This is a genomic window from Rhizobium sp. R635 (assembly GCF_002211285.1).
Lineage (GTDB): Bacteria > Pseudomonadota > Alphaproteobacteria > Rhizobiales > Rhizobiaceae > Rhizobium.
The window spans coordinates 220,442-246,226 of sequence record NZ_LOKX01000035.1 but is presented as its reverse complement, the minus strand read 5'-3'; the positions used below and the strand labels follow the sequence as shown (position 1 = coordinate 246,226).

Genomic DNA, 25,785 nt, shown 5'->3' with positions numbered 1-25,785 from the left:
GCTGCGCAAGCCGCGCCGCGTCCCTCAATTATCTCCCGGAAGTCCAGGTTTCCCATGCCGAGAATTGCTTATGTGAACGGCCGATACGTCAAGCATTCCGATGCAAGCGTGCATATCGAGGATCGCGGCTATCAATTTGCCGACGGCGTCTATGAAGTGTGCGAGGTGCGCCACGGCTATATCGTCGATCTCACCCGCCATCTGAACCGTCTCGACCGTTCGCTCGGTGAACTCCGCATCGTCTGGCCGATGAGCCGGGCGGCGATGACGCAGGTCATTCGCGAGACGCTGCGCCGCAATCATGTCCGCAACGGGCTCTTCTACATGCAGGTGACACGCGGCGTCGCCCGGCGCGACCATGTTTTCCCGGCCGAGGGAACCCCGCCTTCGCTCGTCATAACGGCCAAGAGCACGGACCCGAAGATCATCGCCGCCAAGAATGCCAACGGGATCAAGGCGATCACCGTTGCCGACAACCGCTGGGACCGCGTCGATATCAAATCCGTCGGCCTGCTTCCGAATGCGATGGCTCGCCAGCAGGCCAAGGAAGCCGGCGCCCAGGAAGCGATTTATGTCGATGCCGACGGCATGGTGAAGGAAGGGGCGGCGACCAATGTCTGGATCGTCGATTCGGACGGAACGCTGGTGACGCGCCCGGCCGAACACGGCATTTTGCGCGGCATTACCCGCACCACATTGATGGATGTCGCGGCCAGGCTGGGCTTGAAGATCGCCGAGCGGAACTTCTCCGTTTCCGAGATGCTCGCGGCCCGCGAAGTCTTCCTGACGGCAGCCACAAGTATTTGTTTTCCGGTCGTTTCCGTCGATGATCAGGCGATTGCCAACGGCCATCCCGGCAGCGTCTCGCAGAAAGTTCGCGAAGCCTTTTTCGACGTTGCGGAAAAGATTGCGATTTGATACCAAGATTTGCTGGACAGGTGGAATGAGGGTGCCGCCGGTCTTGCATGGAGAGGTTGATTGATATTCAACCGGCCAGCTCAGGCCGGCAATAAAGAAAGAAGCGGCGCGATGGCGGAACGTTCTCAGAATTTGCAGGACTTATTTCTCAATACTGTTCGCAAGCAAAAGATTTCCCTGACAATCTTTCTGATCAACGGCGTGAAACTCACGGGCGTTGTTACCTCTTTTGACAATTTCTGTGTTCTTCTTCGCCGTGACGGCCATTCGCAGCTGGTGTATAAGCATGCGATCTCGACGATCATGCCGGGTCAGCCCATGCAGATGTTCGAGAGTGAAGAAGCCGCGTCCTAACAGGATCAGCCGTCATTTCGACACGCGATACCAAGAACGATTCGATCATCCCTGAGGCCGCCAAGCACAGGGACGATATGCGCGCGACCGTCGTCGTGCCGGTTCTGAAATCGCGCAGCCGCGGCAGTCAGACCGAATCGGCTTCCACCCGCACACCGGAAAGCCGGCTAGAAGAGGCGACGGGCCTTGCTCAGGCGATCGATCTCGACGTCGTCAGCGGCTCGATCGTTCCGGTCAACGATCCGAGACCGGCGACGCTGCTCGGCACCGGCAAGATCGAGGAGATCAAGGCGCTGCTCGACGAGCGCGATTCCGGTCTCGTCATCGTCGATCATCCCCTGACGCCGGTGCAGCAGCGCAATCTCGAAAAGGAATGGAACGCCAAGGTCATCGACCGGACGGGCCTCATCCTCGAAATCTTCGGCCGCCGCGCTTCCACCAAGGAAGGCACGCTGCAGGTCGATCTCGCCCATTTGAATTATCAGAAGGGCCGGCTGGTCCGCAGCTGGACCCACCTCGAACGCCAGCGCGGCGGCGGCGGCTTCATGGGCGGCCCCGGTGAAACCCAGATCGAAGCCGACCGGCGGCTGTTGCAGGACCGCATCATCAAGCTCGAACGCGAGCTGGAGCAGGTCGTGCGCACGCGCCAGCTCCACCGCGCCAAGCGCCGCAAGGTGCCGCATCCGATCGTGGCGCTGGTCGGCTATACCAATGCCGGCAAGTCGACGCTGTTCAACCGCATTACCGGGGCAGGGGTTCTCGCCGAAGATATGCTCTTCGCCACGCTCGACCCGACGCTTCGGCGCATGAAGCTGCCGCACGGCCGCACCGTCATCCTGTCCGACACCGTCGGCTTCATTTCGGACCTGCCGACCCATCTCGTCGCCGCCTTCCGCGCGACGCTGGAAGAAGTGCTGGAAGCCGATCTCATCCTGCATGTCCGCGACATGTCCGATGTCGACAACCAGGCGCAGAGCGCCGACGTCATGCGCATCCTGAACGACCTCGGCATCGACGAGGCCGAAGCCGCCAAGCGCCTGATCGAAGTCTGGAACAAGATCGACCGGCTGGAGCCGGAGGTGCACGACACCATGGTGCAGAAGGCTGCCGGCGCCGGCAACGTCGTCGCGGTCTCGGCCGTCAGCGGCGAGGGCGTCGACACGCTGATGGAAGAGATCAGCCGCAGACTGTCAGGCGTGATGACCGAAACGACGATCCGCCTTCCCGTCGACAAATTGGCGCTGCTGCCCTGGCTCTACGACCACGCGATCGTCGATGGCCGCGAGGACAATGAGGACGGTTCGATCACGCTCGACCTGCGCTTGTCGGAAACCGAGGCGGCCGAACTCGAACGCCGCATCGGTAATGGACCGAAGGCTGCCAGGGAAGACTGGGAGCGGTAGGCTGGCCTTTGAGGCAGGCTTTCCCCATCCATCTAAAGGGCTTATCGGACAGTGCACCGAGGGCCGGATGGCCCCGCTGGGGCGAAGGGGAGAAAGCTCACCCACCTCCAGCAGTCACCGCACGCTCAATCGCCTTGGCCGCCTGCCAGATTTCTTCCATCCGTTCCAACGTCGCATCTTCCAGCGTCTCGCCTTCCGCTTCAAGAACATGCTCGATGTGATTGAAACGACGCCGAAACTTCGTGTTCGTTCCACGCAGCGCATCTTCTGGATCAGCCTTCACATGCCGCCCGATGTTGACGACCGCGAAGATCAGGTCGCCGAGTTCGTCGCTGACCTTCGCCCGGTCGCCTTCACTTAGCGCCGCCCGCAATTCGCCGATCTCTTCCTCTATTTTGTCGAGGATCGGTTCAGGTGCAGACCAGTCGAAGCCGACCTTGGCGGCGCGTTCCTGCAGCTTCAGCGCCTCCGTCAGGGCGGGAAAGCTGCGCTGTACCGAGCCGAGGAAGCCGCCCTTGAAATCCTCGGTGATGCCGCGCCTTGCCCGGCGCTCGGCGCGCTCGCGTTTCTCGGCCTGCTTGATCTCATCCCATTGGATCTTCACCGCGTCCGGCGTATCGGCGGCCGAGCGGGCGAAGACGTGAGGGTGGCGGCGGATCATCTTGGTGGTGATCGCGTTCACAACATCGCCGAACGAGAATTCGCCGGCCTCCTCGGCCATGCGGGCATGGAAGACCACCTGCAGCAAAAGGTCGCCCAACTCGTCACACAGATCGTCCATATCGCCGCGCTCGATCGCGTCGGATACCTCATAGGCCTCCTCGATCGTATAGGGCTTGATCGTCTCGAAGTTCTGCTCGATGTCCCACGGGCAGCCGGTCTCGGGATGGCGCAGCGCCGCCATGATCTCGATCAGGCGCGAAATGTCTTTGGAAGGTTCCATGATGCCTCAGTTCAGGGGAATGTCGTTGGCGCTCTTCGATGATTGGTAGGTAGAAGACAGCGCGTCGTAGCGCGCCTTGATGCGGGTGGTCTGCGCTTCCAGCGCCGTCTTCAGAGAAGTCTCTTCGGTCTCGACGAGATCGGAGATGGCAAAGCTGTTCCAGAAGGCGTTTTGCCTGCGGTAGCCGCCGGGCTCAAGCCCGAAGACCTCCTTCAGGATCTTCAGGTCGTGCGGAATGGCGAAGGCGTCGCGCGAATCCTCATGGCTGAAGAAATAGTAGAAATTGTCGAAGCCCGCCCAGGTGATCGCCGACATGCACATGCTGCAGGGTTCGTGCGTCGACAGAAAGATCAGATCCTTGGTTTGCGGCTTGTCGCCAAGCTCGTAAAACCGCTTCAGCGTATGCACCTCGCCATGCCAGAGCGGGTTCTCGAGCTCGTTATTGGTCTCGGCGACGACGAGCGAAAAATCGGATTTCCTCAGGATTGCCGCGCCGAAAACTTTATTGCCCAGCGAAACGCCGCGCTCCGTCAAGGGCAGGATATCGTCTTCGATGACCGAAAGCAGGCGGGAGGCGATGGTCTTGTCGGGCATTGATATCTCCGGTTTTCGCCGTAGTCTATCGCCTTGGCGGCGCAAGTGAAATGCGTCAGTCGCCGGTGGACGCCGTTTGTCACAGGCTTTATAGTGCACTGCAGCAAGCGCTTGCGGGATGTGCTGTTTTGGTCAGCATGGGTGACTTTTCTCAAATCATGGATGGCGCGAGCAAAAGAATACGCGCTTGCTGGGGCTTTCGAATTTCTGTTCCTTCAATCCCTTGTCGATCAAGGGCATATTCTGGCAACTTCGAAGTGGATTGATAATGCCTCCCAGGACTGAACAGCTTTCGGTATTTCCCGCCTTCTTTCGCGTGGAAGGCCAGAAGACCGCTGTCTTCGGCAATGGCGACGAAGCTTTCGCCAAGGTGCGGCTGCTCATGAACACGCGGGCGCATATCGTCGCCTATGCCGATCGGCCGGAAGCCGACTATCATGCCTTCCTGATCGCAAACCGCATCGAAACCGTGCGCGCGGCTTTTTCCGCCGCGCAGATCGAAGGGGCCACCCTCGTTTTCGCCGCGACCGGCGATGCCGCTGAGGATCGCAGCATCGTTGATGCCGCCCGCGCTGCCAGAATCCCGGCCAATGCCGTCGATCAGCCCGATTACTGCGATTTCTTCACGCCGGCGCTGGTCAATCGCGCGCCCGTCGCCGTCGCGATCGGCACCGAAGGGGCGGGGCCGGTTCTGGCGCAGATGATCCGCGCCCAGATCGATCAGCTTCTTTCCCCTTCGCTCGGCCGCCTCGCTGCGTTGGCTACAAGCTACCGCAAATCAGTCGATCAACTGGTTCCCCGCGGCGTTTCCCGCCGCGTCTTCTGGCGCCGTTTCTTTTCTGGCCCCGTTGCCGATGCGGTTGCCAATGGCAACCTGCCTCAGGCCCGCCACGCCGCCGACCGGCTGTTGGGTTCAATGGACAAGGTCGCGGGCCATGTCTGGCTCGTCGGCGCCGGTCCGGGCGCCGAAGACCTGCTGACGCTGCGCGCCCAACGCGTGATGATGGAAGCCGACGTCATCGTTTACGATGCGCTCGTACCGCAGGCGATCGTCGATATGGGCCGCCGGGATGCCGAGCGCCTTTCCGTTGGCAAGCGCAAAGGCTGTCATTCCAAGTCGCAGGAAGAGATCAACGAACTGCTCGTCGATCTCGGCCGTCAGGGCAAACGCGTCGTCCGGCTGAAATCGGGCGATCCGCTGGTCTATGGCCGGGCAGGGGAAGAGATGGCCGCGCTGCGCGCTGCCGGCGTTACCTATGAGGTCGTGCCCGGCATCACCTCGGCTTTTGCCGCCGCTGCCGATTTCGAGCTGCCGCTGACGCTGCGTGGCGTCGCCTCCTCGCTGGTCTTCACGACGGGCTATGATCTTACAGGCGACGTTCTGCCCGATTGGGCAAGCCTTGCCGTCTCCGGCGCGACGATTGCCGTCTATATGGGGCGCACGGTTGCCGCCTCCGTCGCCGAGCGGCTGATGCAGGCGGGCATTCCCGCCGAGACCACAGTCGCCGTCATCGAAAACGCCAGCCGCGCTGAGCGCCGTCTGCTGCATGGCACGCTTGCCGATCTGCCCGATCTGCAGCACCGTGACGAATTGTCAGGGCCGGTCATGGTCATTATCGGCGATGCGGTCGCCGGCGCCAATTTCGAACTGTCCGAGCCGCTGGTGCGTGCGAACGCCCGGCTCGAGGAACTTGCAAGGAGCTGAATATGGTAGACAAGGTTCTGACGGCCAACCGGCTGACGGACGGCATTGCCGTCTGGCTGGATGCGAACGGGAAGTGGTCCACCTCGCTGCAGGAAGCGCTTGTCGCCCGTCACAACGAAGCCGTTGAAGCGCTGGAGGCGATCGGCAAGAAATCCTATGCCGACAACGAGGTCGTTGACGTCGCCGTCGTCGAAGTTCAGGAAACCAACGGCATTCTCTGGCCGCTTCGCCTGCGCGAGCGCATCCGCGCGCAAGGCCCCACCATGGAATACGCACCGGGCTACGCTCCTGCCGATCCCGAATTCATTGCAGTCTGAGGAAGACGATGTACCGTTACGACGAATTTGACCATGCCTTTGTCACCGAGCGCGTCGAGCAGTTTCGCGACCAGGTTCAGCGTCGCCTTGCCGGCGAGCTCGCCGAGGATGCGTTCAAGCCGCTGCGCCTGATGAACGGCGTCTACCTGCAGCTCCATGCCTATATGCTGCGCATCGCCATTCCCTACGGCACGCTGAGCGCGCGCCAGATGCGCATGCTCGCCCATATCGCCCGCACCTATGACCGCGGTTACGGCCACTTCACCACGCGCCAGAACCTGCAGTTCAACTGGCCGAAGCTGTCGGAAATCCCCGATGCGCTGGCCGACCTCGCAAGCGTCGAGATGCATGCCCTGCAGACCTCGGGCAACTGCATCAGAAACGTGACTGCCGATCACTTCGCCGGCGCTGCCGCCGATGAGATCGCCGATCCCAGGCCCTATGCGGAAATCCTGCGCCAGTGGTCGTCGGTTCACCCGGAGTTCTCCTTCCTGCCGCGCAAGTTCAAGATCGCCGTCACCGGCGCCGACCGCGACCGCGCCGCGATCCAAGTCCATGATATCGGCCTGCACCTGAAGAAGAACGACAAGGGCGAAATCGGCTTTGCCGTCTATGTCGGCGGTGGCCAGGGCCGCACGCCGATGATCGCCAAGCTGATCCGTGACTTCCTGCCCGAGGAGGATCTGCTCTCCTACACCACGGCAATCGTGCGCGTGTACAATCTGCACGGCCGTCGCGACAACAAGTACAAGGCGCGCATCAAGATCCTCGTGCACGAAACCGGCACCGAGGAGCTGACGCGCCAGGTGGAAGCCGAATTCGCTGCGCTGAAGGATACCGAGCTCAAGCTGCCGGAACAGGATGTCGAGGCGATCGCCGCCTATTTCGCACCCCCGGCTCTGCCCGAGCGCGCCGAAGGCTGGGAAAATCTCGCCCGCTGGAAGAAGGCCGATGCCGGATTCGCCCGCTGGGTCCAGCAGAACGTCCAGCCGCACAAGAACCCCGATTACGGCATGGTGACCATCTCGCTGAAGCCGATCGGCGGCATTCCGGGCGATGCCACAGACGCGCAGATGGATGCGATCGCCGATCTCGCCGAAGAATATGCCTTCGATGAAATCCGCGTCAGCCACGAGCAGAACCTGATCCTGCCGCATGTGGCGCTGGCCGATCTCGAAGCGGTCTATCGCGGCCTCGTCGCCATCGATCTGGCGGAAGCCAATGCCGGCCTGATCACCGATATCATTGCCTGTCCGGGGCTGGACTACTGCGCGCTCGCCAATGCGCGCTCCATTCCGGTCGCGCAGGAAATCTCCCGCCGCTTCGGCAGTCCCGAACGTCAGGCCGAGATCGGCGAGCTGAAGATCAAGATCTCCGGCTGCATCAACGCCTGCGGCCATCACCATGTCGGCCATATCGGCCTGCTCGGTGTGGAGAAGAAGGGTGCCGAACTCTATCAGATCACGCTTGGCGGTTCCGGCGACGAACATACCTCGATCGGCGAGATCATCGGCCGCGGCTTCGAGCCGGACCGGGTGACGGACGCGATCGAGACGATCGTCGATACCTATCTCGGCCTGCGTCTTGATCAATCCGAAACCTTCCTCGCCGCCTATCGCCGCGTCGGGCCGCAGCCTTTCAAGGCCGCGCTCTACGGCTCGGCTGCGGAAGCGGCATAAGGAGGGGATGATGACGAAGATCTGGAGAGAAACCGGTTTTGTCGAAAACGATCCCTGGGTGATCGAAACAGACGAGGTGAAGGCGACCGGCGAACAGAAGCCGCTGCTCGGTCTCGACGAACTGATCGCCAAGGCAGATGAAAGCAACGATGTCGGCCTCGGTGTTCTGATCAAGCCGGCCGACGACGTGCGCCGGCTTGAACCTTACCTCGATCGCCTCGCAATCGTTGCCGTTGCCTTTCCGGCATTCAACGACGGCCGCGCCTTCAGCCATGCCTCGCTGCTGCGCCAGCGCTTGGGTTACACCAACGAGCTGCGCGCCGTCGGCGACGTGCTGATCGATCAGGTGCCGCTGATGCTGCGCGTCGGCATCGACAGCTTTTCGGTGACCAATGCCACGGCGCTGAAGCGGCTCGCGGAAAACCGTCTTCCGGCGATTCCGCATCATTATCAGCCGGCGGTGCGTGACGCCGAAGCCGGCAAGGGCTATAGTTGGCGCCGTCAGGCGAAGCCGGCCGCATAAGCGACCGATCCGCCTTTTTACGATGGCGGAATAATAGCATGAAGACATTCGAAGTGGCGGTGATCGGTGGCGGTCTTGCCGGCATGATCGCCGCGATTGCGCTTGCGCGTGGCGGCCGCAACGTGGCGCTCATCGCGCCCGTTGCTGCGAGAGAGGATCGGCGCACTACGGCGCTGATGGATCAATCGATCCGCTTCCTCGATCGGCTGAGCCTCTGGGAAAAGCTGCGCCCGGCGGCGGCTCCTCTCACCAGCATGCGCATCGTCGATGGCACCGACCGGTTGCTGCGCGCTCCGACGACCACCTTCCGCGCACCCGAGGTCGGCCTCGATGCCTTCGGCTACAATTTCCCCAACGAAGCGTTGGCCGATGTGCTTGAAGAAGCGGCGGCCGGCGAGGGCGATATCACCCGATTCACCGATATGGCCGAATCGATCCAGATATCGGCTGAGGCGGTTTTGATCACGCTCGCCGGCGGCGAGACGCTTTCTGCCGATTTTGCCGTCGGCGCCGATGGCCGCGGCTCGAAGCTGCGGGAGACGGCGGCAATCGACACCCGCAAATGGTCTTATCCGCAGTCGGCCATGGTGCTGAATTTCGCCCATTCGCTGCCGCACCAGAACATCTCGACGGAATTCCACACCAAACACGGCCCTTTCACCCAAGTGCCGCTGCCCGGAAACCGCTCCAGCCTCGTCTGGGTCCAGGATCCCGCTGAGGCGGCAAGCCGCAGGGAATTGCCGTTGGCCGAACTCGGCTCTCTCGTCGAGGCGCGCATGCAATCCATACTCGGCAAGGTTGACGTCGAAGAAGGCGTCCAGGTCTGGCCGCTCTCCGGCATGATGGCGCATCGCTTCGGCAAGGGGCGCATTGCGCTGATCGGCGAGGCAGCCCATGTCTTCCCGCCGATCGGGGCGCAGGGCCTGAATCTCAGCCTTCGCGATATCATGACGCTTGCCGAGATCCTTTGCGACAGGGCCGAATTGCCGGTGCCGGCTGATGCCGGTGACAGCTTCGATCGCAGGCGCCGCGCCGATATCATGACGCGCACGGCGAGCGTCGATCTTCTCAACCGCTCGCTGCTTTCGGATTTCCTGCCCGTGCAGATGCTGCGCGCTGCCGGCCTGCATATCCTGTCGGCCATTCCGCCCCTGCGCAACATCGTCATGCGCGAGGGCATCGAGCCGGGCCGTGGCTTCCGTGATATTCCCGATTCCTTACGGGAAAAGCTGAAGCGGAAGAAGGCCTGAGCGGATCACGATCAGCCAGAGCGAAACGCTCACCACGGAAAATACCGTCGTGATCAGGATCGTCGCCGAGGCGCGCTCCTGCCATACGCCGTATTGCTGGCCGATGACGAAGACATTGGTCGCCGTCGGCAGCGAGGCGAGCAGCACGGCGGCATAGATCCATACCGGCTCGAAACCGCCCACCGCCGTCAGCGCGATGAAGACGACGATGGGATGCAGGATGAGCTTTGCCGGCACGATATATGAGATTTCCGCCGGGATTCGCTTCAGCGGCCTGAGCGCCAGCGTCACGCCCATAGCGAAGAGGGCGCAGGGAGCCGCCGCCTGGGCGAGATAATCGACGAGACGCTGAAACGCCGGCGGTTGATCGATATGCAAAGCGGCGACGGTAAAGCCTGCCGCCGTCGACAGGATGAAGGGATGAAGCGCGACCTTCCCAGCGATATCGGCGGCAAGCCGGCCGGCCGACCGCTTGTCGTCGCCGGCTGCTGCCATCAGCGCCGGCGCCACGATGAAATGCAGGGCGTTTTCGAAGCAGACGATCAGCGCCACCGGCACGGCTGCTCCTTCGCCGAGCGCCAGGAGCGCCAGACCAGGCCCCATATAGCCGATATTGCCGTATGCGCCGGCAAAGGACTGAATGGTGCAATCGGCGAGCGTATTGCCGCGCAGCACGCGGCCGATGACGAAAAGCAGGATGAAGACCGCATAGGTCGCCGCAATATCGGTGACGATGAAATCGACGCGCGTCAGTTGCTCGATCGGCGTGCGTGAGACGAGCTTGAAGAACAGAGCGGGCAGGGCGGCATAGATGATGAAGGTGTTCAGCCAGCCGAGCGCTTCGGCCGGCTGCTTCGTCGTCTTGGCGGCGGTATAACCGATCAGAATCAGGCCGAAGAACGGCAATAGCAGACTGACGATATCGGCCAAGGGATCTTCCAGTTGGGCATTTGTTAAGCGGTGAGAACTGCTTAGCCGATTTGCATCAGGATGGGAAAGGTCTGCTGGAACCAGATCGCCACATCGCTGACCCAGCCGAACAGGAAGGCGAGGCCGGTCAGGATGAGGAAAACGCCCATGATCTTCTCCACCGTGCCGAGATGGCGGCGGAAGCGCGACAGGAAGCGCATGAAGGCGCCGGAAAAGCCGGCGGCGATCCAGAAGGGGATGGCAAGGCCGAGCGAATAGACGGCGAGCAGCCCGGCGCCGGAGCCGACCGTCTCGCGCGAGGCGGCGACGCCGAGGATCGCGCCGAGCACCGGGCCGATGCAGGGCGTCCAGCCGAAGGCGAAGGCAAGGCCCATGACATAGGCACCCGTCAGCGTCGCCGGCTTGCCGCCGCCCTGGAAGCGGGCTTCGCGGGCGAGCAGCCCGATTCGGAACAGGCCAAGGAAATTCAACCCCATGACGATGATGATCAGCCCGCCGAGCTTGGAGAGCAGATCGAGATGCTGGCGAAGCGCCATGCCGATGCTGGAGGCGCCGGCCCCGAGCGCCACGAAGACGGTGGCAAAGCCGAGCGTGAAGAGCAGCGCGGATAAGAGGACACCGCGCCTGACGTCCGGCGCCACCGCAACCGCGGAGCCGCCGCGGAACTGCTCGACTGAAATGCCCGCCATGTAGCAGAGATAGGGCGGGACGAGGGGAAGCACGCAGGGCGAAAGAAAGGAAAGCGCCCCGGCGATCAGTGCGCTCCACAGGGAAATATCGGCAATCGACACGCATTCTCTCCGGCTGCAATCTGCGTGATGTCCTAGCTTTGCAGGCCCCTGATTGCCAATCACCTTTTTGCGCGCGCAGGAAATGTTCGTTGCGCTCGGCAGAAATGTGCCGAACGCCGAAAAAAGCCGAATTTTTCGGTTGACCGCAATGGGTCGCCTGCCTATGTTCCGCCCACTTCCAGCCGGGGTGTCTCACCCGCGGAGAGGGAGAGCGTAGCTCAGCCGGTAGAGCAACTGACTTTTAATCAGTAGGTCTCGGGTTCGAACCCCGACGCTCTCACCATCATCGACCGCAGAGTGTGAAATTCATTTTCCGGATGATGTCGAGGGAACGTTTCGCCGCGGTCAAGCGCTGTCGGATCTCATGAATATCCCCCAAAAGCCAACAGAAGCGCGCCGACCGCGATAACAGCCAGAGCTGGCCAATTCTGGGATATCCCGAGGAACCTAAGGCCTTGGCGCCGTGGTTCCAGCGTGCTTCCGCCTTGCGGCATTTGATGCGGATGACTCGGTCTTCGACCGAGCGCCGACGAAAAGAGAAAGAGAAGTCCGCCGATTATGAGAGCGGCACCGATCAGGATTGCCCACATGATGGCCTCCGCTAACGAGAGGGATGTGGGTAAAACCAGATCCCGAGATGATCGTTCCGTGAGCGGCTGCTCACTTGAACAACCTGCGTCGCGGCTGAGCCGGTATTACCCAACTTAGTAACGCTGCATGACCCGCACGCTTTCGAAATCCCCGGCTCCCCGGAGAGAGGCGTGGTTATACCGCCATGATGACGTCGGCGACGTCTGCACTCAGCGAAAGCCGAAGAAACTCAAAATCGCGAGCACGATAACGACAGCACCGACAAGCCAGATCAAATTATTCATGGGAACTATTCTCCTGTTCGACTGAACCTCCGTGGCTCGATAACTAACTGCGGCGCTGGCTTGAAGTTCCCGCCAAGCGATTGCCGCAGAAGTCTTGCAGTTTTCAATGACTGAAAGCAGCGGTTCATTGCTGCAGATTCATACTCAACTTTCAAATAGTGCACGCGGAGATTGGGCGAATCGGCCGCAATATTATCGGTGCTGGAGTCGCGAATGAATATTTACCTCAGTTAATAACTGCAGGAGCGAGCGTTGCTGGGCCGGAAGCCACCTGCACACGCCGGGTTTATGGAGGTGTCACGCTGATATTGGAAATCCTGGCGATCAGGCCCTGCCGTCGAGGTGCAGGCAGAGGTGATCGTGGACGCACCGATCAGCGCTCCAGCGGCTAACACTGTGAGAAATCGGTTCATCTGAACGCCTCCTTGCGAGGTTGATCCCTCGTCCAATCGATTGTGCCATTTCAAATCTACATGAAACTCGCGGCTTGGTTGATCACTCTCGCTTGATCCGAACGCTCGTGAACTCGATCGGCCAATGAGGATGCCAGCTACGGCCTCTGAGCCCGCTGATCAAGTTTGCTTCAGGATAATCTGATCGAGCTATTCTATCGCTGTGGAAGTATTTTCACGATACTTGAAAATAAAAGAAACCCGATTTTGTCTTGAACGAGTGATCGTTTTTTATTAGAATTATCGCATATAAAAGTAATATAAATGGGAGGTTACTATGTCTGAAGCTCGGTTTGATCCGGTTTTTCTTCATCGCAATCATTTCGTCGATCAGATCACATCTCTCGATGAAATCTTCGATGTTCTGGACGAATGGCCGGCGGACAAGCGGGGCTTGGCATATGATACCCTGTTGAAGGCATGCAGGGATACGGCGAGCGGGCGTTTTCCGCTCAGCGCCGCGCGCGAGAATTTCCGGCGTTTCCTGAAGATGTCGGGCGTGCTCGAGGGCGGTCCCAAATTTGATTGCGTATTCAGCGAGCAAAATATCGGCAATGCTTAGTCAGATATAGGATCGACCATCGGACGGCAAATATGCGCCGCCGCTGCGGCGCGTTTTAGAGCATGTCGCGCAAAAGTGTGCGACGGTTTTGCGTTAACGACATGCGTAGAAACAAAGACCTAAAGCGCGAGGAGCGGATCTGAAAGATCGCGACGCGCTTTAGTCTCGATGTCTGCCAAGCTGGTCATCGCCTGGTTCTCGGCCGCAAAGTGCGACAGGCATCTGCAAGAGGCGGATGCTTGCTCGGACATTAGATCGACTGATCTCAGTTTGGGCCGGCATTGGTCCAGTCGCATCGGAAGACCAGCATGGGTTTTGAGAAACCCTTGAGCCGCCGGCGTGTCGCGTGAGTGAATGGATCGGCGGCGCCGTATTCCCTGAAAACATTCTCCGAGACGAGAATCTGGTCGCTGGAAGCCGCCGCACAAAGACGCGCGGCAAGTTGCACGGTCGAGCCGAAGAGGTCGTTGCTGTCCTCGACCGGCTCACCGCAATCCAGTCCGATGCGGATATGGATGGGCTCGGCATTCCCGCCATTGTAATGCTTGAATTCCTTTTGAATCGCCATCGCGCATTCGACCGCGGCGACCGTTTCGGCGAAGGTTGCCATGATGCCGTCGCCGGTGTGCTTCACTTCGCGGCCCGAGTTTTGGCTGAGGCATCGACGCACCACGGCATCATGCGCCCTGACCATTTCCGTCGCAATTCGGTCGCCCAGGCGCGATGTCATTTCGGTCGATCCGACGATGTCGGTAAAAAGGATTGCCCGGTGAGCCGAATCCATTTCGGCGGACGATCGTCCGGGCGCAGGCTCGGGGTCATGGATGCGTCCCAGAAACGCTTCAACCGCGGATAACGCCACCTCGACGACCTCGCCGGCGACGAAGCCATGGGCCTCGCGATGCACGCATTGCGCCGTTTCCATATCCGGGGCATCGACGAGACAAAAGGCAGTCCCACGCCGCTGGTCGAACCAGTAGGTGAGGAACTTGACGCCGTACCTATCCTGAATGTCGAGGTCCATGCGATGCGCCTGGGCAACCTCGGCGGCTGACGTTCCCTCAAGATAGTGCCGGTCCATGAAGATGGGCATCGCGCGCTCCTCCCGATCTGCATCATATGGACATGCCGCATTGTACGTTCTGAAGGCTGCTCCGTCTACACCAGGCACAGTCGAGGAGTAGAATTGAAACCCAGTCGATGCTTTCAACCAATAAACCGCTGCCGGAAGAACCGAAAGGTTTCTTCACTCTGCCAGTGAATTTACATCGTGGAGCAGGGAAATCGGAAGCAGATACATGATTGTACACGCGATTGCTGCAATTTCTGGGAGAAGGACTGTTTTTTAATCGAAAAGCCTTCGTCGATGGTGGAACCCTGGGCACATTTAAGGCGTTCGAGAACATTTCGACGCTCCGATAAATCCGCCGAAGTGAGGGCTATGGCGACCTGGGAGACATGGCTGCCATCGACAGCGCAAGCCAACCTTCTGAAACTCGACCCTTCGACTGCGATTGACTCGGCTCTCATCCGGCATGCAAATTGCACGATACCCATGAGCTCACCGCAACTAGGAAAAGCTGTAGGAAAGTGAGACAGACGGCAAATTTTCGACCGGTCGGCTTGGCCTCAATGGGGCTAGGTCATTATGCCGTCATTAACTCTGTATGGGACGCCGCGCGCACGCTTCTCCACGATTGGCCGGTAGACGACGGCGAAGAATATCTCGAAGCCGTAAAGGCATGTCTTGACGCGATCATCGGCGATCTCAGGCCTGAAGACGTGCGGGCGGCATTCGTCGGAGCTGCCCAGGAGGCGGGCATCGCCGTCATAGAAGCCGCGGACTGAATACCGCGCCTCGATTCCGAGCTCGGCTCGATCCGCTTTTTCGAACAGAAGATTGTCCGGCGCTTGACTTCCTCGGCCAAAGTTCTAAGTTAGAACAAAAAAGGAACATTGGAGATGATCATGACGCATACCGAACAGGTGATCGCCAACGCCCTAGCCCTTGTCGAAGCATCCCGCGCCGCGCGCGAGCGGGATCAGCTGCGACGTGCCGCATGGCAGAAAAAAGTCGAACTCAGCCGGCCGCTGCCGCCGTTGCCGCGCCCGGTTCAGTTGCCGCTGGCGCTGAACTGATGCTTTGCGCAAAGAGCCGAGCTTGGCCCGATGACGCTTGGAAGTTGAAACCTTGCTTGCCTGGCTCGACGACAATGCCAAGGCAGCATGGACAAGGCGGGTGAGGAGGAGAGCATCCGAAGCCTGATATACGACGAGTGCATTCACCGAGGCCATTGCGCCCGTGCGTTGGGAATGATTGTCTATGCCTCCGTCATCCTAACGCTTTCCGGTGATTCCCGATGTTCGATATTCTATGGCGTGGTCTGGCGATCGGCGCCGGCGCAACCATCCTCATGGACCTCTGGGCGATCGTGCTCAACCGGTTTTTCGGCCAGCCGGCGCCCAATTGGGCACCGGTCGGCCGCTGGTTCTGGCATCTCGGCCGCGGCAAGGTTTTTCATGAGAGCATCGCCGACGCCGAGCCCTATGCTGGTGAATTGGCGCTCGGCTGGATCAGCCACTATGTCGTCGGCATTCTCTATGGTGTGATCTTTGCGCTCATCATGGGATCGGCGTGGTTGTTAGCCCCAACATTTCTTCCCGCCTGGATCTTCGGCATCGTCACCGTGGGGGCAGGGTGGTTCCTGCTGCAACCGGGCCTTGGCCTCGGCTGGGCCGCTTCGAAGCATCCGACACCGAACAAGGTCCGCTGTTTCAATCTGTTGGCTCATACGGTGTTTGCGCTGGGGCTTTACGGTACGGCGTTGATTCTGCGCTGAGCCATCGTAGAGACCCCTCCCCAACCCCTCCCCACAAGGGGGAGGGGCTAAGCTCTGGTTCCCGGCGGTGACCAAAAAGACAGGTTTTTCTTGCTGGTTCCCGTTCTACCGGTACGGTAGAGGCTATGTGAGGCGGTGCGGCATCTTAGGCCCTTCCCCTTGTGGGGAGGGGTTTTAAGTACCCTCTGAACCTCGTCTCACCGCGCCGCCCAATTGGCGCCGCGGCGGAATATGGTCTTCATCTCGGGGACGTCGAATTCCTTGGCCTGATGGCCGAGCGAGGAGTAGAAGACGCGACCCTTGCCGTATTTGCGCTTCCAGACCACGGGCATGACGACGCCGTCGATCCAGTAGGCGTGATCGCCGGTGAACTTGGTCGTCGCCAGCACTTCGTTCGAGGGATCGACATGCATGTAATATTGCTCTGACGTATAGGGGAAGTCGGCAATCCCCTCCATCAGCGGATCGTCGGGCCGGGTGATGTTGACGGTGTAGTCGATGATGTTGCCGGGGTGGGCCACCCACTGGCCGCCGATGATGAACTGGTAGTCGACGGAGTCGCGGAAGGCATCGCCTGCGCCACCGTGATAGCCAGCGATGCCGACACCGCTTTCGATCGCCGCAGCGAGGTTCTTGACCTCCTCCTTTTCGATCTTCGACATCGTCATGATCGGCACGACGAGGCTGAGATCGTGGACGGAAGGGTCGGCAAGCGCCTCGGTGCCGTGTTCGAGATAGACCTTGAAGCCGTCTTCCTCGAGCATGGTCTTGATGATTTCGGCGCATTCCTGCGGCTCATGGCCGCTCCAGCCACCCCAGACGATCAGTGCTTCACGCATTCTCTTTCCTCCTGAAACTATTTCGCCAGCCGTCCGTCGACGATGGATTGGGACAAGGGGGCAGGGCGCTCCGTTGCCGTGGTGATCGTGACCGTCCGGCCGGTCTCGGACGCGGTATGGAAGGCTTCCATGACTTCGAGCACATGCAGCGCCAGATCGCCGTTGGCGCGATGCGGCCGGTTCGAGCGGATCGCATGCGCCATGTCGGCGACGCCGAGAGAGCGGAAGTTGCCCTCGGCATAGGGCGCGATGACCGGCTGGTCCTCGAAGGCGCCGCCCTTCTTCAGATATTCGACGGGGCCGGCGAATTTGTTGGGGTCGGGGACAATAAGCGTGCCTTCGGTTCCGTAGACCTCGAGCGGCACATGCTTGTGGCCGGCGACATCGAAGCTCATGACGATCTGGACGACGGCGCCGTTGGCAAAAGCCATCATGCCGGCGACATGGGTCGGCACATGCACGGGGATGCGCTCACCGTTGCGCGGCTCGCTGGTAATGAGTCGTTCGGCCCGCGGCGTCGTCGCAAAGCCTGCAACCTGCGCAACGGGCCCGAGAAGATTGACGAGATCGGTGATGTAATAGGGACCCATGTCGAGCATCGGCCCGCCGCCGACTTCGTAATAGAAGGCGGGGTTCGGATGCCAGCGTTCATGGCCCGGGCACATGAAGGTCGCTGAACCGCCGACCGGCTGGCCGATGACGCCCTGATCGATCAAGGTGCGGGCCGTCTGGTGGCCGCCGCCGAGAAAGGTATCGGGAGCTGCGCCGATGCGCAGATTTCTCGCCCTGGCGGCCTCCGCCAATTTTTTCCCTTCTGCGAAATTAATCCCGAGCGGCTTTTCGGAGTAAGTGTGCTTGCCGGCATCGAGTGCCTGCATCGCCACGGCGACATGGGCCTTCGGGATGGTCAGGTTGACGATGATCTCGACCTTGGGATCGGCGAAAAGCTCCTCGACTGATCTGGCGGGCACGTTGAATTCGGCAGCTTTCGCTTCTGCGAGGTCCCGGTTGAGATCGGCGACGCCGCGGATGTCGAGGATGGGGAAGGATGCCATCGCCGTGAGATAGGCGCCCGAAATATTGCCGCATCCGATGATGCCGATACCGACCTTGTCCATGAATTCCTCCATTGATCTAGATTGTGTCGCCCGTCAGAGCGCAGGCCCCGTGGTGCTCCAGGGCGATTCGTAGAGTTCGTAGAGCGCCACCGCAGCCGCACCTTGCGCCCAGAAATCGTCGCTCGAATCGTCGAAGACGAGTTCGCTGACGCCTTTCAGCGACGGTGGGATGGCGAGCGCATAGGCATCGCGCAGGCTGTTCAAAAAGGGTTCGCCGAGCGCCAGGCTGGAGCCGACCAGAATGACGCGGGGCGGCGCAAACAGCGTGACGATGTTGGCGATGGTCAATCCGACTGCTTCGCCGGCGCGGATGGCGGCGCCGATCAACCGGTCGTCATCGGCCTTGATCAGCGCCTGGGCGTGGGTCATGCCGCGCCCGAGACGGATCGCTTCGGCAAAACGCCCGTCGGCCTGCTGTTCGCCGAGGATCGCGCTTTCGCCGGCCTGGCTGAAAAGCCGCACAATGCCGTTCGGTCCCATCCCGAGCACGAGATCGCCGAGATTGTGGCTGAGGCCGCCGGCGCCGCGGAACAGGCGGTTGCCGTGCAACACGCCGAGCCCCAGCGTCTGTTCCAGCGAAATTAATACCATATCCTCGAGATCGCGGGCCTTTCCGAACCAGTGATGGCCGAGCGTGATGGCATGGGCGTCGCTCTCGACGATGGTCGGTGTCGACAGCCGCGTCGACATTTCGGCGGCGAAATCGACATTGGTGTCGCGAAAGATGGGGCTGCTTCTGATGTAGCCGGTGCGATGCTCGACGACGCCGGGGAAGCCGAGGCAGATGCTGTCGACATCGTCCAGCGACAGCCCGGCATCGACGACGCAGCGCCGGACCCCGTCCTCGACCAGATCGGCGATGACGCCGATCGGCTGCCGGTCGATGCGGATCGGCAAAGCGAGCTTCGACAGCACGTCGCCGCGGAAATTGGTGACGACGAACACCATCCGGTTGGCGGCGATCTTGCCGCCGACGACGCGGGCGGCATCGGGATTGAGCTCCAGCGCCACGCGCGGCCTGCCACGCACGGCCTCATTGCGGATATCGCCTTCATGGCGCGGCAGGATCAGCCCGTCATCGAGCAGCGAGGCAGTGATGGCGGAGACGGTTGTCGTCGAGAGTTCAGTCCGTTCGCTGATCTCGATGCGCGAGATCGGACCATGACGCCTGATAGTATCGAGCACGTTCAAGCGATTGATCGCGCGCATCAATTCTGGATCTGCGGTCTTCATGAAAAACTAGCCGGCATTGTTCGTTGGGCGGAAGCCAATATTTTTAACGGGTTACGAAATAAATAGCAGGCAATTACGCGGGCCTGTCAAGCGCATTTGGTAAAAATAGAGGCGATTGGGTTGACATCCGACGCAAGCTCCGCTGAATTATTCCGCATAGGGGAAAAATTGTGAGGATAGGTCCCCTGGGAGGAAAATCATGAATTTTATGCTGAAGAACGCCGCTTTCGGCGGCAGGCGCATCGTATCCATGGCCGCGGCAGCCGGCATGTTGTTGGCAGGGGCAGGTGCTGCCTCGGCGACGACGGTGGTCAAGTGGCTGCATCTCGAACTCGATCCGAAAAACGTCGCGGCCTGGGAGGATATCGTCAAGAAATACGAGGCTCAGCATCCCGATGTCGACATCCAGATGCAGTTCCTCGAAAACGAGGCCTTCAAGGCCAAGCTTCCGACCTTGCTGCAGTCCGATGATGTGCCGGATTTCTTTTTCAGCTGGGGCGGCGGCGTCCTGAAGCAGCAGTCCGAGACCGGCGCGCTGCAGGATGTGACGGCAGCCCTCGATGCGGACGGCGGAAAATTGCGCAAGGCCTACACCCCGGCTTCGATCGACGGTCTGACCTTCGACGGCAAGACCTGGGCGATCCCCTATAAGGTCGGTCTGGTCAGCTTCTTCTACAACAAGGCGCTGTTTGCCAAGGCCGGCGTCAAGGCTGAGGATATCAAAACCTGGACCGATTTTCTCGAAGCGGTGAAGAAGATCAAGGCTGCCGGCATCGTGCCGATTGCCGGCGGTGGCGGCGAGAAATGGCCGATCCACTTCTACTGGAGCTATCTCGTCATGCGTGAGGGCGGCCAGAAGGTCTTCGAAGCCGCCAAGAAGGGCGAGGGCGAAGGCTTCCTCGATCCGGCAATCGTCAAGGCCGGCGATGATCTCGCCGAGCTCGGCAAGCTCGAACCTTTCCAGCCCGGTTATCTCGGCGCAACCTGGCCGCAGACGCTTGGTGTCTTCGGTGACGGCAAGGCGGCGATGATCCTCGGCTTTGAAGCGACCGAGGCCAACCAGCGCAAGAATGCCGGCGACGGCAAGGGCCTTGCACCCGACAATATCGGCCGTTTCGTCTTCCCGACGGTCGAAGGCGGCGCCGGCAAACCGACCGATACGCTCGGCGGTCTGAACGGCTGGGCCGTCACCAAGAAGGCCTCCAAGGAAGCGATCGATTTCCTCGCTTTCCTGACGAATGCGGACAACGAGCGGGCGATGGCCAAATCAGGCATGCTCCTGCCGGTTGCCGTCGGCGCCGATGATGGCGTCGTCAACCCGCTGCTGGCCGAATCGGCCAAGCAGCTTGCGGGTTCGACCTGGCATCAGAACTTCTTCGACCAGGATCTCGGTGCGGCCGTCGGCCGTGTCGTCAACGACGTCTCGGTGGAAATCGTCTCCGGACAGATGAACTCCAAGGACGGCGCCCAGATGATCCAGGACGCTTTCGAACTGGAACAATAACCAGCGCCCGCAGAGCCCTCCCGGCGCTCCTGTTAAAAACGGAGCGCCGGCATCGCTGCCGACGAGATGCGAAAGCAGGAACCATGGCCAATATCTCAGTCCTCTCGACACCGAGCGCCGCAAGGCCGGCAAGACGAGCCGCAAACCGGAAGAGTTCGGTCGCCCACGACCGGCTGACGGTGCTGCTGCTCTTTCTGCCACCGGCGCTGCTGCTCTTCACGCTCTTCGTCATCATGCCGATGGGCGAGGCGGCCTGGTACAGCCTTTACAAGTGGAACGGCTACGGCACGCCGACCGAGTTCATCGCGCTCCGCAATTTCCAGGTTCTGTTCCGCAACGCGGCTTTCACCCAGGCGCTGGTCAATAACGGCCTGATCATCGTCATCTCGATCTGTATCCAGGTGCCGCTTGCCATCTGGCTTGCCACCATGCTGGCCCACCGCATTCCCGGCGTCGTCGGCTACCGCCTGATCTTCTTCCTGCCCTATGTACTGGCGGATGTTGCCGCAGGCCTCATCTGGCGCTTCGTCTATGATGGCGACTACGGCCTGTTTGCCGCCATTTCCAACTTCTTCGGCTTCGCCAACCCTTACGTGCTCGCCGACAAAGACGTGGCGATCTATGCCGTGCTCGGGGTCATCGTCTGGAAATATTTCGGCTTTCACATGATGCTGTTCATCGCCGGCCTGCAATCGGTCGATAAGAGCGTGCTGGAGGCGGCCGAGATCGACGGCGCCACCGGCTGGCAAAAGTTCCGTTATGTCACGCTGCCGCTGCTCGGCTCCACCCTGCGCCTTTCGATCTTCTTTGCCGTCGTCGGTTCGCTGCAGCTCTTCGACATGATCATGCCGCTGACCGGCGGCGGGCCGTCAAACTCGACACAGACGATGGTCACCTTCCTCTACACCTACGGCGTCATGCGCATGCAGGTGGGCTTGGGCAGCGCCGTCGGCGTCGTGCTGTTCATCATCTGCGTGACGCTCGCCTTCGGTTACAAAAGGATTTTCATGCGCCATGACTGATATGAGCTCTTCCATCCGCATGCGCACGTCGACACGTATCTATCTCTACGTGTCGCTGAGCCTGATCGCGGCGATCGTGCTGGTGCCGCTGCTGACGACGGCGCTCGGCGGCTTCAAGACCCTGGGCGACCTGCGCACCAACCCCTTCGGCCTGCCGACGGAATGGCAATGGGCGAACTACACCGACATTCTCTTCGGTGAGCGCTACTGGCTGCAGATCGGCAATTCGCTTGTCATCGCAGCGCTGACCGTGCTGCTGACGCTGATCGTCTCGTCGATGGCGGCCTTCGCTTTTGCCCATGTCCGCTTCTTCGGCTCGTCCTTCCTGCTCAACTATTTCCTGCTCGGGCTGATGTTTCCGGCGGCGACCGCGATCCTGCCGCTCTTCATCCGCATCCGCGATCTCGGCCTGCTCAATACCTATTGGGGCGTGGTGCTGCCGCAGGTGGCCTTCGGCCTCGGCATGAGCATTCTTTTGTTCAGGAACTATTTCCGCAACCTTCCGGAAGAATTGTTTCAGGCGGCATTCGTCGACGGCTGCGGTTATATGAGGTTCTTCTGGCATATCTCGTTGCCGCTCTCCCGACCGATCGTCGCAACGGTCAGCATCATCTCCTTCGTCGGCAGCTGGAACAGCTACATCCTGCCGCTGATCATGCTGAACTCGGAATCCAAATATCCCTGGCCGCTCGGCATCATGGTCTATCGCGGCGAATATGGCACGGAATGGCAACTGGTGCTGGCCTTCATCACGCTGACCATCCTTCCGACCATCATCGTCTTCTTCGTCGCCCAGAGACACATCATCGCCGGATTGACCGCCGGTGCCGTGAAATCCTGAGCCGAACCGTTGGAGCTGCAATCATGGCATCCGTTGAATTGAACAATATTCGCAAGGCCTATGGCGCCGTCGACGTCATCCACGGCATCTCTCTTCATATCGAGGATGGCGACTTCGTCGCGCTCGTCGGGCCGTCCGGCTGCGGAAAATCGACCCTGCTGCGGATGATCGCCGGCCTCGAAGAGATCACCGACGGCGAGATTGCCATCGGCGGCAACGTCGTCAACGGCATGACGCCGCGCGAGCGCAACATCGCCATGGTCTTCCAGTCCTATGCGCTCTATCCGCACATGACGGTGGCTGAAAACATGGGTTTCAATCTGAAGCTTGCCGGCGTTGCCAAACCGGAGATCGAGGCTCGTGTCGCTGAAGCCGCCCGCATGCTCGATCTCGCCAAGCTGCTCGACCGCAAGCCGGCCCAGCTTTCCGGCGGCCAGCGCCAGCGCGTTGCCATGGGCCGAGCTATCGTCCGCAACCCGGCCGTCTTCCTGTTCGACGAGCCGCTCTCCAACCTTGATGCGAAACTCCGCGTGCAGATGCGTTCGGAAATCAAGACGCTGCACCAGAAGGTCAGGACGACCTCGATCTATGTCACCCACGACCAGATTGAGGCGATGACACTCGCCGACCGTATCGTCGTGCTCAATCACGGCAGGGTGGAGCAGGCGGGTACGCCGCTCGAACTCTATAAGAAACCGGCCAATCTCTTCGTCGCCGCCTTCATCGGATCGCCGGCGATGAACATGCTCGAGGGCACGGTGGACGGCGAAAACGGCGAGCCCGCCGCCCGCCTCGAAGACGGCACGGCGATCCGCATCGCGCCCGATCGCCGGGTGAAGGCCGGCCAGGCCGTCACCATCGGTCTGCGCCCCGAACATCTGATTCCCGGCATATCGGGCGGCACGCCGCTTGCCGGCCGAACCATGCTGGTGGAACCGACAGGCGCTCAGACCCATGTGGTCTTCGATCTTGCCGGACAGCAGGTCACGGCGATCGTCGACGGCGAATATCCCGCCCGTTACGGTGCCGTGTTCGAGGCCAGCATCGCCAGCGACCAGGTGCACATTTTTGATCGTGGCACCGGCGTTGCGCTATAGGCGAGGATGGCCACGGCCATCCTCGATCGACGCTCCTGCCTATTCCGCCGCAACCCGTTCGACGCCGTTGGCCTGCACGATCTTTTCCAGGGCCGCGAGCTCTTCCGGAGTGAGATCCGTCAGCGGCGGGCGAACGGGGCCGGGGTTCTGGCCGAGAACCTGGAGGCCGGCCTTGATGATGGAGACGGCGTAGCCCTTCTTGCGGTTGCGCAGGGCGACGAAGGGGAAGAAGAAGCTCTTCAGGATCTCGTCGACGGTCGCCTGGTCGCCGGTGCGCAAGGCGCCGTAAAAGCGCTGGGCGAGCGCCGGGACGAAGTTGAAAACAGCCGATGAATAGGTCGTCACGCCGGCGGCGAAATAGGCCTGGGCATAGACCTCATGGGTCGGCATGCCGCCGACATAGACGAGACGGTCGCCAAGCCGCGTGGTGATCTCGATGACCTTGTCGACATCGCCGACACCGTCCTTGAAGCCGATCAGGTTCGGGCATTCCTCCGCGAGCCGCGCAATGCTGTCGGCGGTCAGGATGGCGTTGTCGCGGTTGTAGACGATGACGCCGATGCCGACCGATTGGCAGACCGCCTTGACATGGGCGATCAGGCCGGCCTGCTCGGCAAACATCAGATAGGGCGGCAGAAGCAGCAGCCCGTCCGCGCCGGCCTTTTCGGCCGCCTGTGCGATCTCGATGGCAAGCGACGTGCCGTAGCCGGTTCCCGAAATGATCGGCGTATTGCCGGCAGAGGCCTTGGCGGCTTTGACGACCTGCGGGATCTCGCTCGGGTTGAGGGAGAAGAATTCACCGGTGCCGCCGGCGGCAAAGAGAGCGGCGGCGTCGTAACCGGCAAGCCACTCGACATGGCGGCGGTACTTCGCCTCGTCGAATTTAAGCTGATCGTCGAAATGCGTGACCGGAAACGAGAGCAGACCACTGCCGACGGCCTTCTTCAATTCAATCGGGTTCATCATCAAGTCCTATTCCTTACGTGTTGAAAATCGGCCGTGTCAGGCGCTTTCGAGCGTCTGCAGAAGTGCCGCGATATAGCCGTAGCAGAAGGCGAAGGCCGTGGCGGAAGGGTCCTTCCCGCTGACGGTCGGCACATGATCGGGCATCAGCATATATTTGAAGCCGACTTCCTTGTAGATCCTGGCCGAACGGGCCATGTCCATGTCGCCCTCGTCAGGGAAGGTTTCCATGAAGGAAAGCTTGCCGCCGCGAATGTTGCGGAAGTGGACGTTGAAAATCTTGTTGCGCTGGCCGAACCAGCGGATGATGTCGTCGATTTCCTCGCCGGGATTTTCGAGCATCTCGCCGACCGAGCCCTGGCAGAAATTGAGGCCGTGATAGGGGTTTTCGCGCATCAGCACGAACTTCTTCAAGCCTTCGACCGTGCCGAGCACGCGCGTGACGCCGCGATAGCCCGGCGGCGTATAGGGATCGTGCGGATGGCAGGCGAGCCGGACGCGGTTGCTTTCGGCGACGGGAACGACGCGCTCCAGGAAATAGTCGATCCTTTCCCAGTTTTCGTCCTCGGACAAAACGCCGGCAAGGCCCGGTGCTGCCTGCTGGTCCGTCTTGTCCCAGCGGAAGCTGGCGTTCAGCGAGCCGCCGCGCCCCGGTTCATCCGGCGTGCGGGGAATGCCGATCAGGTTGAGATTATATTTCACCGCCGGAATGCCGGCGGCCGCGACATTCTCGATCATCTTGCAGACGGCGTCGATCTGCCGGTCGCGCTCGGGACCGGCGAGCAGGATATCGGGATAGGAAGCCTTTTCGATCGGCTGCGAGGGCAGGGGGAGCTGGATCATGTCGAGGATCAGCCCGAAGCTCTCGACCTTGTCGCGATGACGCTCGATATCGGCAAGCGTCCAGCTGCTCGGCGCTCCCGGCGGATCGGCGCTGATATGCTTGACGCCCAGTTGCGCGAAGATGCGATAATCGTCGTCGTCGCGGGCGGCCACCTGTGTTCCCAGATACATTCCCAATCCCTCTGAAAT

28 protein-coding genes and 1 tRNA gene are annotated in these 25,785 nt (G+C 60.9%); 17 read left to right on the top strand and 12 right to left on the bottom strand.

Translation table 11 applies throughout. The features are described 5' to 3' along the window. Positions 1–54 precede the first annotated feature (54 nt). The 3 genes from ATY78_RS25750 to hflX all read left to right on the top strand — a co-directional run bounded on the left by ATY78_RS25750 (position 55) and on the right by hflX (position 2,675). A complete protein-coding gene (locus ATY78_RS25750) occupies positions 55–918 on the top strand; it encodes a D-amino-acid transaminase (protein ID WP_088685122.1) in 864 nt (287 codons plus the stop codon). 111 nt (positions 919–1,029) lie between these two features. Continuing rightward, on the top strand, positions 1,030–1,272 hold the full coding sequence (hfq, locus tag ATY78_RS25745; protein WP_003539403.1) for an RNA chaperone Hfq: 243 nt from the start codon (positions 1,030–1,032) through the stop codon (positions 1,270–1,272). Between the two features lie 77 nt (positions 1,273–1,349). Further along, entirely contained in the window at positions 1,350–2,675 is a 1,326-nt protein-coding gene (gene hflX / locus ATY78_RS25740) for a GTPase HflX (RefSeq protein WP_088685121.1), read from the top strand. 97 nt (positions 2,676–2,772) lie between these two features. Here hflX and mazG read toward each other — a convergent pair whose 3' ends face one another. Then, positions 2,773–3,618, bottom strand: a complete 846-nt coding sequence (mazG, locus tag ATY78_RS25735) for a nucleoside triphosphate pyrophosphohydrolase (protein WP_088685120.1) — start codon at positions 3,616–3,618, stop codon at positions 2,773–2,775. Between the two features lie 6 nt (positions 3,619–3,624). After that, positions 3,625–4,212, bottom strand: a complete 588-nt coding sequence (locus ATY78_RS25730) for a nucleoside deaminase (RefSeq protein WP_088685119.1) — start codon at positions 4,210–4,212, stop codon at positions 3,625–3,627. Positions 4,213–4,480: 268 nt separating this feature from the next. On the opposite strand from ATY78_RS25730, the gene cysG reads away from it, so the two are divergent. Genes cysG through ATY78_RS25705 form a run of 5 tightly spaced genes read left to right on the top strand, consistent with a single transcriptional unit; the run spans position 4,481 to position 9,686 of the window. Continuing rightward, positions 4,481–5,917 carry a siroheme synthase CysG gene (gene cysG, locus ATY78_RS25725; RefSeq protein WP_088685118.1) on the top strand — a complete coding sequence of 479 codons (1,437 nt, stop codon included), beginning with the start codon at positions 4,481–4,483 and terminating at the stop codon, positions 5,915–5,917. 2 nt (positions 5,918–5,919) lie between these two features. Further along, on the top strand, positions 5,920–6,234 hold the full coding sequence (locus ATY78_RS25720) for a DUF2849 domain-containing protein (protein ID WP_049735587.1): 315 nt from the start codon (positions 5,920–5,922) through the stop codon (positions 6,232–6,234). 8 nt (positions 6,235–6,242) lie between these two features. Next, positions 6,243–7,913: a nitrite/sulfite reductase gene (locus ATY78_RS25715; protein ID WP_088685117.1), complete on the top strand. Its 1,671-nt coding sequence runs from the start codon at positions 6,243–6,245 to the stop codon at positions 7,911–7,913. Positions 7,914–7,923: 10 nt separating this feature from the next. After that, positions 7,924–8,436 (top strand): DUF934 domain-containing protein, encoded by a 513-nt coding sequence (locus ATY78_RS25710; protein WP_088685116.1) that lies wholly within the window; start codon positions 7,924–7,926, stop codon positions 8,434–8,436. A 38-nt stretch (positions 8,437–8,474) separates the two neighbouring features. Further along, positions 8,475–9,686 (top strand): UbiH/UbiF family hydroxylase, encoded by a 1,212-nt coding sequence (locus ATY78_RS25705; RefSeq protein ID WP_088685115.1) that lies wholly within the window; start codon positions 8,475–8,477, stop codon positions 9,684–9,686. Here ATY78_RS25705 and ATY78_RS25700 read toward each other — a convergent pair. Continuing rightward, entirely contained in the window at positions 9,654–10,616 is a 963-nt protein-coding gene (locus tag ATY78_RS25700) for an AEC family transporter (protein WP_088685114.1), read from the bottom strand. The genes ATY78_RS25705 and ATY78_RS25700 overlap by 33 nt on opposite strands. Positions 10,617–10,657: 41 nt before the next feature. After that, positions 10,658–11,407, bottom strand: coding sequence for a cytochrome c biogenesis CcdA family protein (locus tag ATY78_RS25695; protein WP_088685113.1), 750 nt, complete (start codon positions 11,405–11,407; stop codon positions 10,658–10,660). Between the two features lie 207 nt (positions 11,408–11,614). Between ATY78_RS25695 and ATY78_RS25690 the strand changes: the two genes are divergently transcribed. Then, positions 11,615–11,690: transfer RNA gene (locus tag ATY78_RS25690), tRNA-Lys, on the top strand. Between the two features lie 79 nt (positions 11,691–11,769). Here the strand turns inward: ATY78_RS25690 and ATY78_RS25685 are convergent. Beyond that, a complete protein-coding gene (locus tag ATY78_RS25685; protein ID WP_088685112.1) occupies positions 11,770–11,997 on the bottom strand; it encodes a hypothetical protein in 228 nt (75 codons plus the stop codon). A 515-nt stretch (positions 11,998–12,512) separates the two neighbouring features. Beyond that, complete coding sequence (locus ATY78_RS28935) at positions 12,513–12,695, bottom strand: hypothetical protein (protein ID WP_088685111.1); 183 nt, start codon at positions 12,693–12,695, stop codon at positions 12,513–12,515. Between the two features lie 316 nt (positions 12,696–13,011). Between ATY78_RS28935 and ATY78_RS25675 the strand changes: the two genes are divergently transcribed. After that, positions 13,012–13,296 carry a DUF982 domain-containing protein gene (locus ATY78_RS25675; protein WP_088685110.1) on the top strand — a complete coding sequence of 95 codons (285 nt, stop codon included), beginning with the start codon at positions 13,012–13,014 and terminating at the stop codon, positions 13,294–13,296. Between the two features lie 265 nt (positions 13,297–13,561). Here ATY78_RS25675 and ATY78_RS25670 read toward each other — a convergent pair whose 3' ends face one another. Then, the gene (locus tag ATY78_RS25670; protein ID WP_088685109.1) at positions 13,562–14,389 is read right to left on the bottom strand and encodes a nickel-binding protein; all 828 of its coding nucleotides are present in this window, start codon (positions 14,387–14,389) and stop codon (positions 13,562–13,564) included. A 497-nt stretch (positions 14,390–14,886) separates the two neighbouring features. Between ATY78_RS25670 and ATY78_RS25665 the strand changes: the two genes are divergently transcribed. The 3 genes from ATY78_RS25665 (at position 14,887) to ATY78_RS25655 (ending at position 16,136) form a co-directional block, all read left to right on the top strand. Next, the gene (locus ATY78_RS25665; RefSeq protein ID WP_088685108.1) at positions 14,887–15,144 is read left to right on the top strand and encodes a DUF982 domain-containing protein; all 258 of its coding nucleotides are present in this window, start codon (positions 14,887–14,889) and stop codon (positions 15,142–15,144) included. Between the two features lie 120 nt (positions 15,145–15,264). After that, complete coding sequence (locus ATY78_RS25660) at positions 15,265–15,435, top strand: hypothetical protein (RefSeq protein WP_164735986.1); 171 nt, start codon at positions 15,265–15,267, stop codon at positions 15,433–15,435. Between the two features lie 221 nt (positions 15,436–15,656). Beyond that, positions 15,657–16,136, top strand: coding sequence for a DUF2938 domain-containing protein (locus ATY78_RS25655; RefSeq protein ID WP_088685106.1), 480 nt, complete (start codon positions 15,657–15,659; stop codon positions 16,134–16,136). 197 nt (positions 16,137–16,333) lie between these two features. On the opposite strand, the gene ATY78_RS25650 is transcribed toward ATY78_RS25655, so the two are convergent. Genes ATY78_RS25650 through ATY78_RS25640 form a run of 3 tightly spaced genes read right to left on the bottom strand, consistent with a single transcriptional unit; the run spans position 16,334 to position 19,326 of the window. After that, positions 16,334–16,975, bottom strand: a complete 642-nt coding sequence (locus ATY78_RS25650) for a ThuA domain-containing protein (RefSeq protein WP_088685105.1) — start codon at positions 16,973–16,975, stop codon at positions 16,334–16,336. A 17-nt stretch (positions 16,976–16,992) separates the two neighbouring features. Beyond that, complete coding sequence (locus ATY78_RS25645) at positions 16,993–18,093, bottom strand: Gfo/Idh/MocA family oxidoreductase (protein ID WP_088685104.1); 1,101 nt, start codon at positions 18,091–18,093, stop codon at positions 16,993–16,995. 33 nt (positions 18,094–18,126) lie between these two features. Beyond that, positions 18,127–19,326, bottom strand: a complete 1,200-nt coding sequence (locus tag ATY78_RS25640) for an ROK family transcriptional regulator (RefSeq protein WP_088685103.1) — start codon at positions 19,324–19,326, stop codon at positions 18,127–18,129. 199 nt (positions 19,327–19,525) lie between these two features. Here ATY78_RS25640 and ATY78_RS25635 point away from each other — a divergent pair, with 199 nt between their 5' ends. The 4 genes from ATY78_RS25635 to ugpC all read left to right on the top strand — a co-directional run bounded on the left by ATY78_RS25635 (position 19,526) and on the right by ugpC (position 23,790). Beyond that, complete coding sequence (locus ATY78_RS25635; protein ID WP_088685102.1) at positions 19,526–20,830, top strand: extracellular solute-binding protein; 1,305 nt, start codon at positions 19,526–19,528, stop codon at positions 20,828–20,830. A gap of 83 nt (positions 20,831–20,913) precedes the next feature. Next, positions 20,914–21,852, top strand: a complete 939-nt coding sequence (locus tag ATY78_RS25630; protein WP_088685101.1) for a sugar ABC transporter permease — start codon at positions 20,914–20,916, stop codon at positions 21,850–21,852. Next, positions 21,845–22,693, top strand: a complete 849-nt coding sequence (locus tag ATY78_RS25625; protein ID WP_088685100.1) for a carbohydrate ABC transporter permease — start codon at positions 21,845–21,847, stop codon at positions 22,691–22,693. Before ATY78_RS25630 ends, ATY78_RS25625 begins: the two co-directional genes overlap by 8 nt. A gap of 23 nt (positions 22,694–22,716) precedes the next feature. Beyond that, positions 22,717–23,790, top strand: a complete 1,074-nt coding sequence (ugpC, locus tag ATY78_RS25620; RefSeq protein WP_088685099.1) for a sn-glycerol-3-phosphate ABC transporter ATP-binding protein UgpC — start codon at positions 22,717–22,719, stop codon at positions 23,788–23,790. Between the two features lie 39 nt (positions 23,791–23,829). On the opposite strand, the gene kdgD is transcribed toward ugpC, so the two are convergent. Both kdgD and ATY78_RS25610 read right to left on the bottom strand, forming a co-directional pair. Beyond that, positions 23,830–24,756: a 5-dehydro-4-deoxyglucarate dehydratase gene (kdgD, locus tag ATY78_RS25615; RefSeq protein WP_088685098.1), complete on the bottom strand. Its 927-nt coding sequence runs from the start codon at positions 24,754–24,756 to the stop codon at positions 23,830–23,832. A 36-nt stretch (positions 24,757–24,792) separates the two neighbouring features. Further along, on the bottom strand, positions 24,793–25,767 hold the full coding sequence (locus ATY78_RS25610) for a mannonate dehydratase (protein WP_088685097.1): 975 nt from the start codon (positions 25,765–25,767) through the stop codon (positions 24,793–24,795). Between the last annotated feature and the right edge of the window lie 18 nt (positions 25,768–25,785).

Bases quoted from the DNA above. Each gene is read 5' to 3' on its own strand.
- ATY78_RS25710 (WP_088685116.1), top strand. From the start codon at position 7,924: ATGACGAAGATCTGGAGAGAAACCGGTTTTGTCGAAAACGATCCCTGG.
- ATY78_RS25705 (WP_088685115.1), top strand. From the start codon at position 8,475: ATGAAGACATTCGAAGTGGCGGTGATCGGTGGCGGTCTTGCCGGCATG.
- ATY78_RS25670 (WP_088685109.1), bottom strand. From the start codon at position 14,389: ATGCCCATCTTCATGGACCGGCACTATCTTGAGGGAACGTCAGCCGCC.
- hflX (WP_088685121.1), top strand. From the start codon at position 1,350: ATGCGCGCGACCGTCGTCGTGCCGGTTCTGAAATCGCGCAGCCGCGGC.
- ATY78_RS25610 (WP_088685097.1), bottom strand. From the start codon at position 25,767: ATGTATCTGGGAACACAGGTGGCCGCCCGCGACGACGACGATTATCGC.
- ATY78_RS25675 (WP_088685110.1), top strand. From the start codon at position 13,012: ATGTCTGAAGCTCGGTTTGATCCGGTTTTTCTTCATCGCAATCATTTC.
- ATY78_RS25630 (WP_088685101.1), top strand. From the start codon at position 20,914: ATGGCCAATATCTCAGTCCTCTCGACACCGAGCGCCGCAAGGCCGGCA.
- cysG (WP_088685118.1), top strand. From the start codon at position 4,481: ATGCCTCCCAGGACTGAACAGCTTTCGGTATTTCCCGCCTTCTTTCGC.
- ATY78_RS25720 (WP_049735587.1), top strand. From the start codon at position 5,920: ATGGTAGACAAGGTTCTGACGGCCAACCGGCTGACGGACGGCATTGCC.
- ugpC (WP_088685099.1), top strand. From the start codon at position 22,717: ATGGCATCCGTTGAATTGAACAATATTCGCAAGGCCTATGGCGCCGTC.
- ATY78_RS25715 (WP_088685117.1), top strand. From the start codon at position 6,243: ATGTACCGTTACGACGAATTTGACCATGCCTTTGTCACCGAGCGCGTC.
- ATY78_RS25635 (WP_088685102.1), top strand. From the start codon at position 19,526: ATGAATTTTATGCTGAAGAACGCCGCTTTCGGCGGCAGGCGCATCGTA.
- ATY78_RS25655 (WP_088685106.1), top strand. From the start codon at position 15,657: ATGTTCGATATTCTATGGCGTGGTCTGGCGATCGGCGCCGGCGCAACC.
- ATY78_RS25750 (WP_088685122.1), top strand. From the start codon at position 55: ATGCCGAGAATTGCTTATGTGAACGGCCGATACGTCAAGCATTCCGAT.
- ATY78_RS25645 (WP_088685104.1), bottom strand. From the start codon at position 18,093: ATGGACAAGGTCGGTATCGGCATCATCGGATGCGGCAATATTTCGGGC.
- ATY78_RS25640 (WP_088685103.1), bottom strand. From the start codon at position 19,326: ATGAAGACCGCAGATCCAGAATTGATGCGCGCGATCAATCGCTTGAAC.
- mazG (WP_088685120.1), bottom strand. From the start codon at position 3,618: ATGGAACCTTCCAAAGACATTTCGCGCCTGATCGAGATCATGGCGGCG.
- ATY78_RS25730 (WP_088685119.1), bottom strand. From the start codon at position 4,212: ATGCCCGACAAGACCATCGCCTCCCGCCTGCTTTCGGTCATCGAAGAC.
- ATY78_RS25660 (WP_164735986.1), top strand. From the start codon at position 15,265: ATGACGCATACCGAACAGGTGATCGCCAACGCCCTAGCCCTTGTCGAA.
- ATY78_RS28935 (WP_088685111.1), bottom strand. From the start codon at position 12,695: ATGAACCGATTTCTCACAGTGTTAGCCGCTGGAGCGCTGATCGGTGCG.
- ATY78_RS25625 (WP_088685100.1), top strand. From the start codon at position 21,845: ATGACTGATATGAGCTCTTCCATCCGCATGCGCACGTCGACACGTATC.
- ATY78_RS25685 (WP_088685112.1), bottom strand. From the start codon at position 11,997: ATGTGGGCAATCCTGATCGGTGCCGCTCTCATAATCGGCGGACTTCTC.
- hfq (WP_003539403.1), top strand. From the start codon at position 1,030: ATGGCGGAACGTTCTCAGAATTTGCAGGACTTATTTCTCAATACTGTT.
- ATY78_RS25650 (WP_088685105.1), bottom strand. From the start codon at position 16,975: ATGCGTGAAGCACTGATCGTCTGGGGTGGCTGGAGCGGCCATGAGCCG.
- kdgD (WP_088685098.1), bottom strand. From the start codon at position 24,756: ATGATGAACCCGATTGAATTGAAGAAGGCCGTCGGCAGTGGTCTGCTC.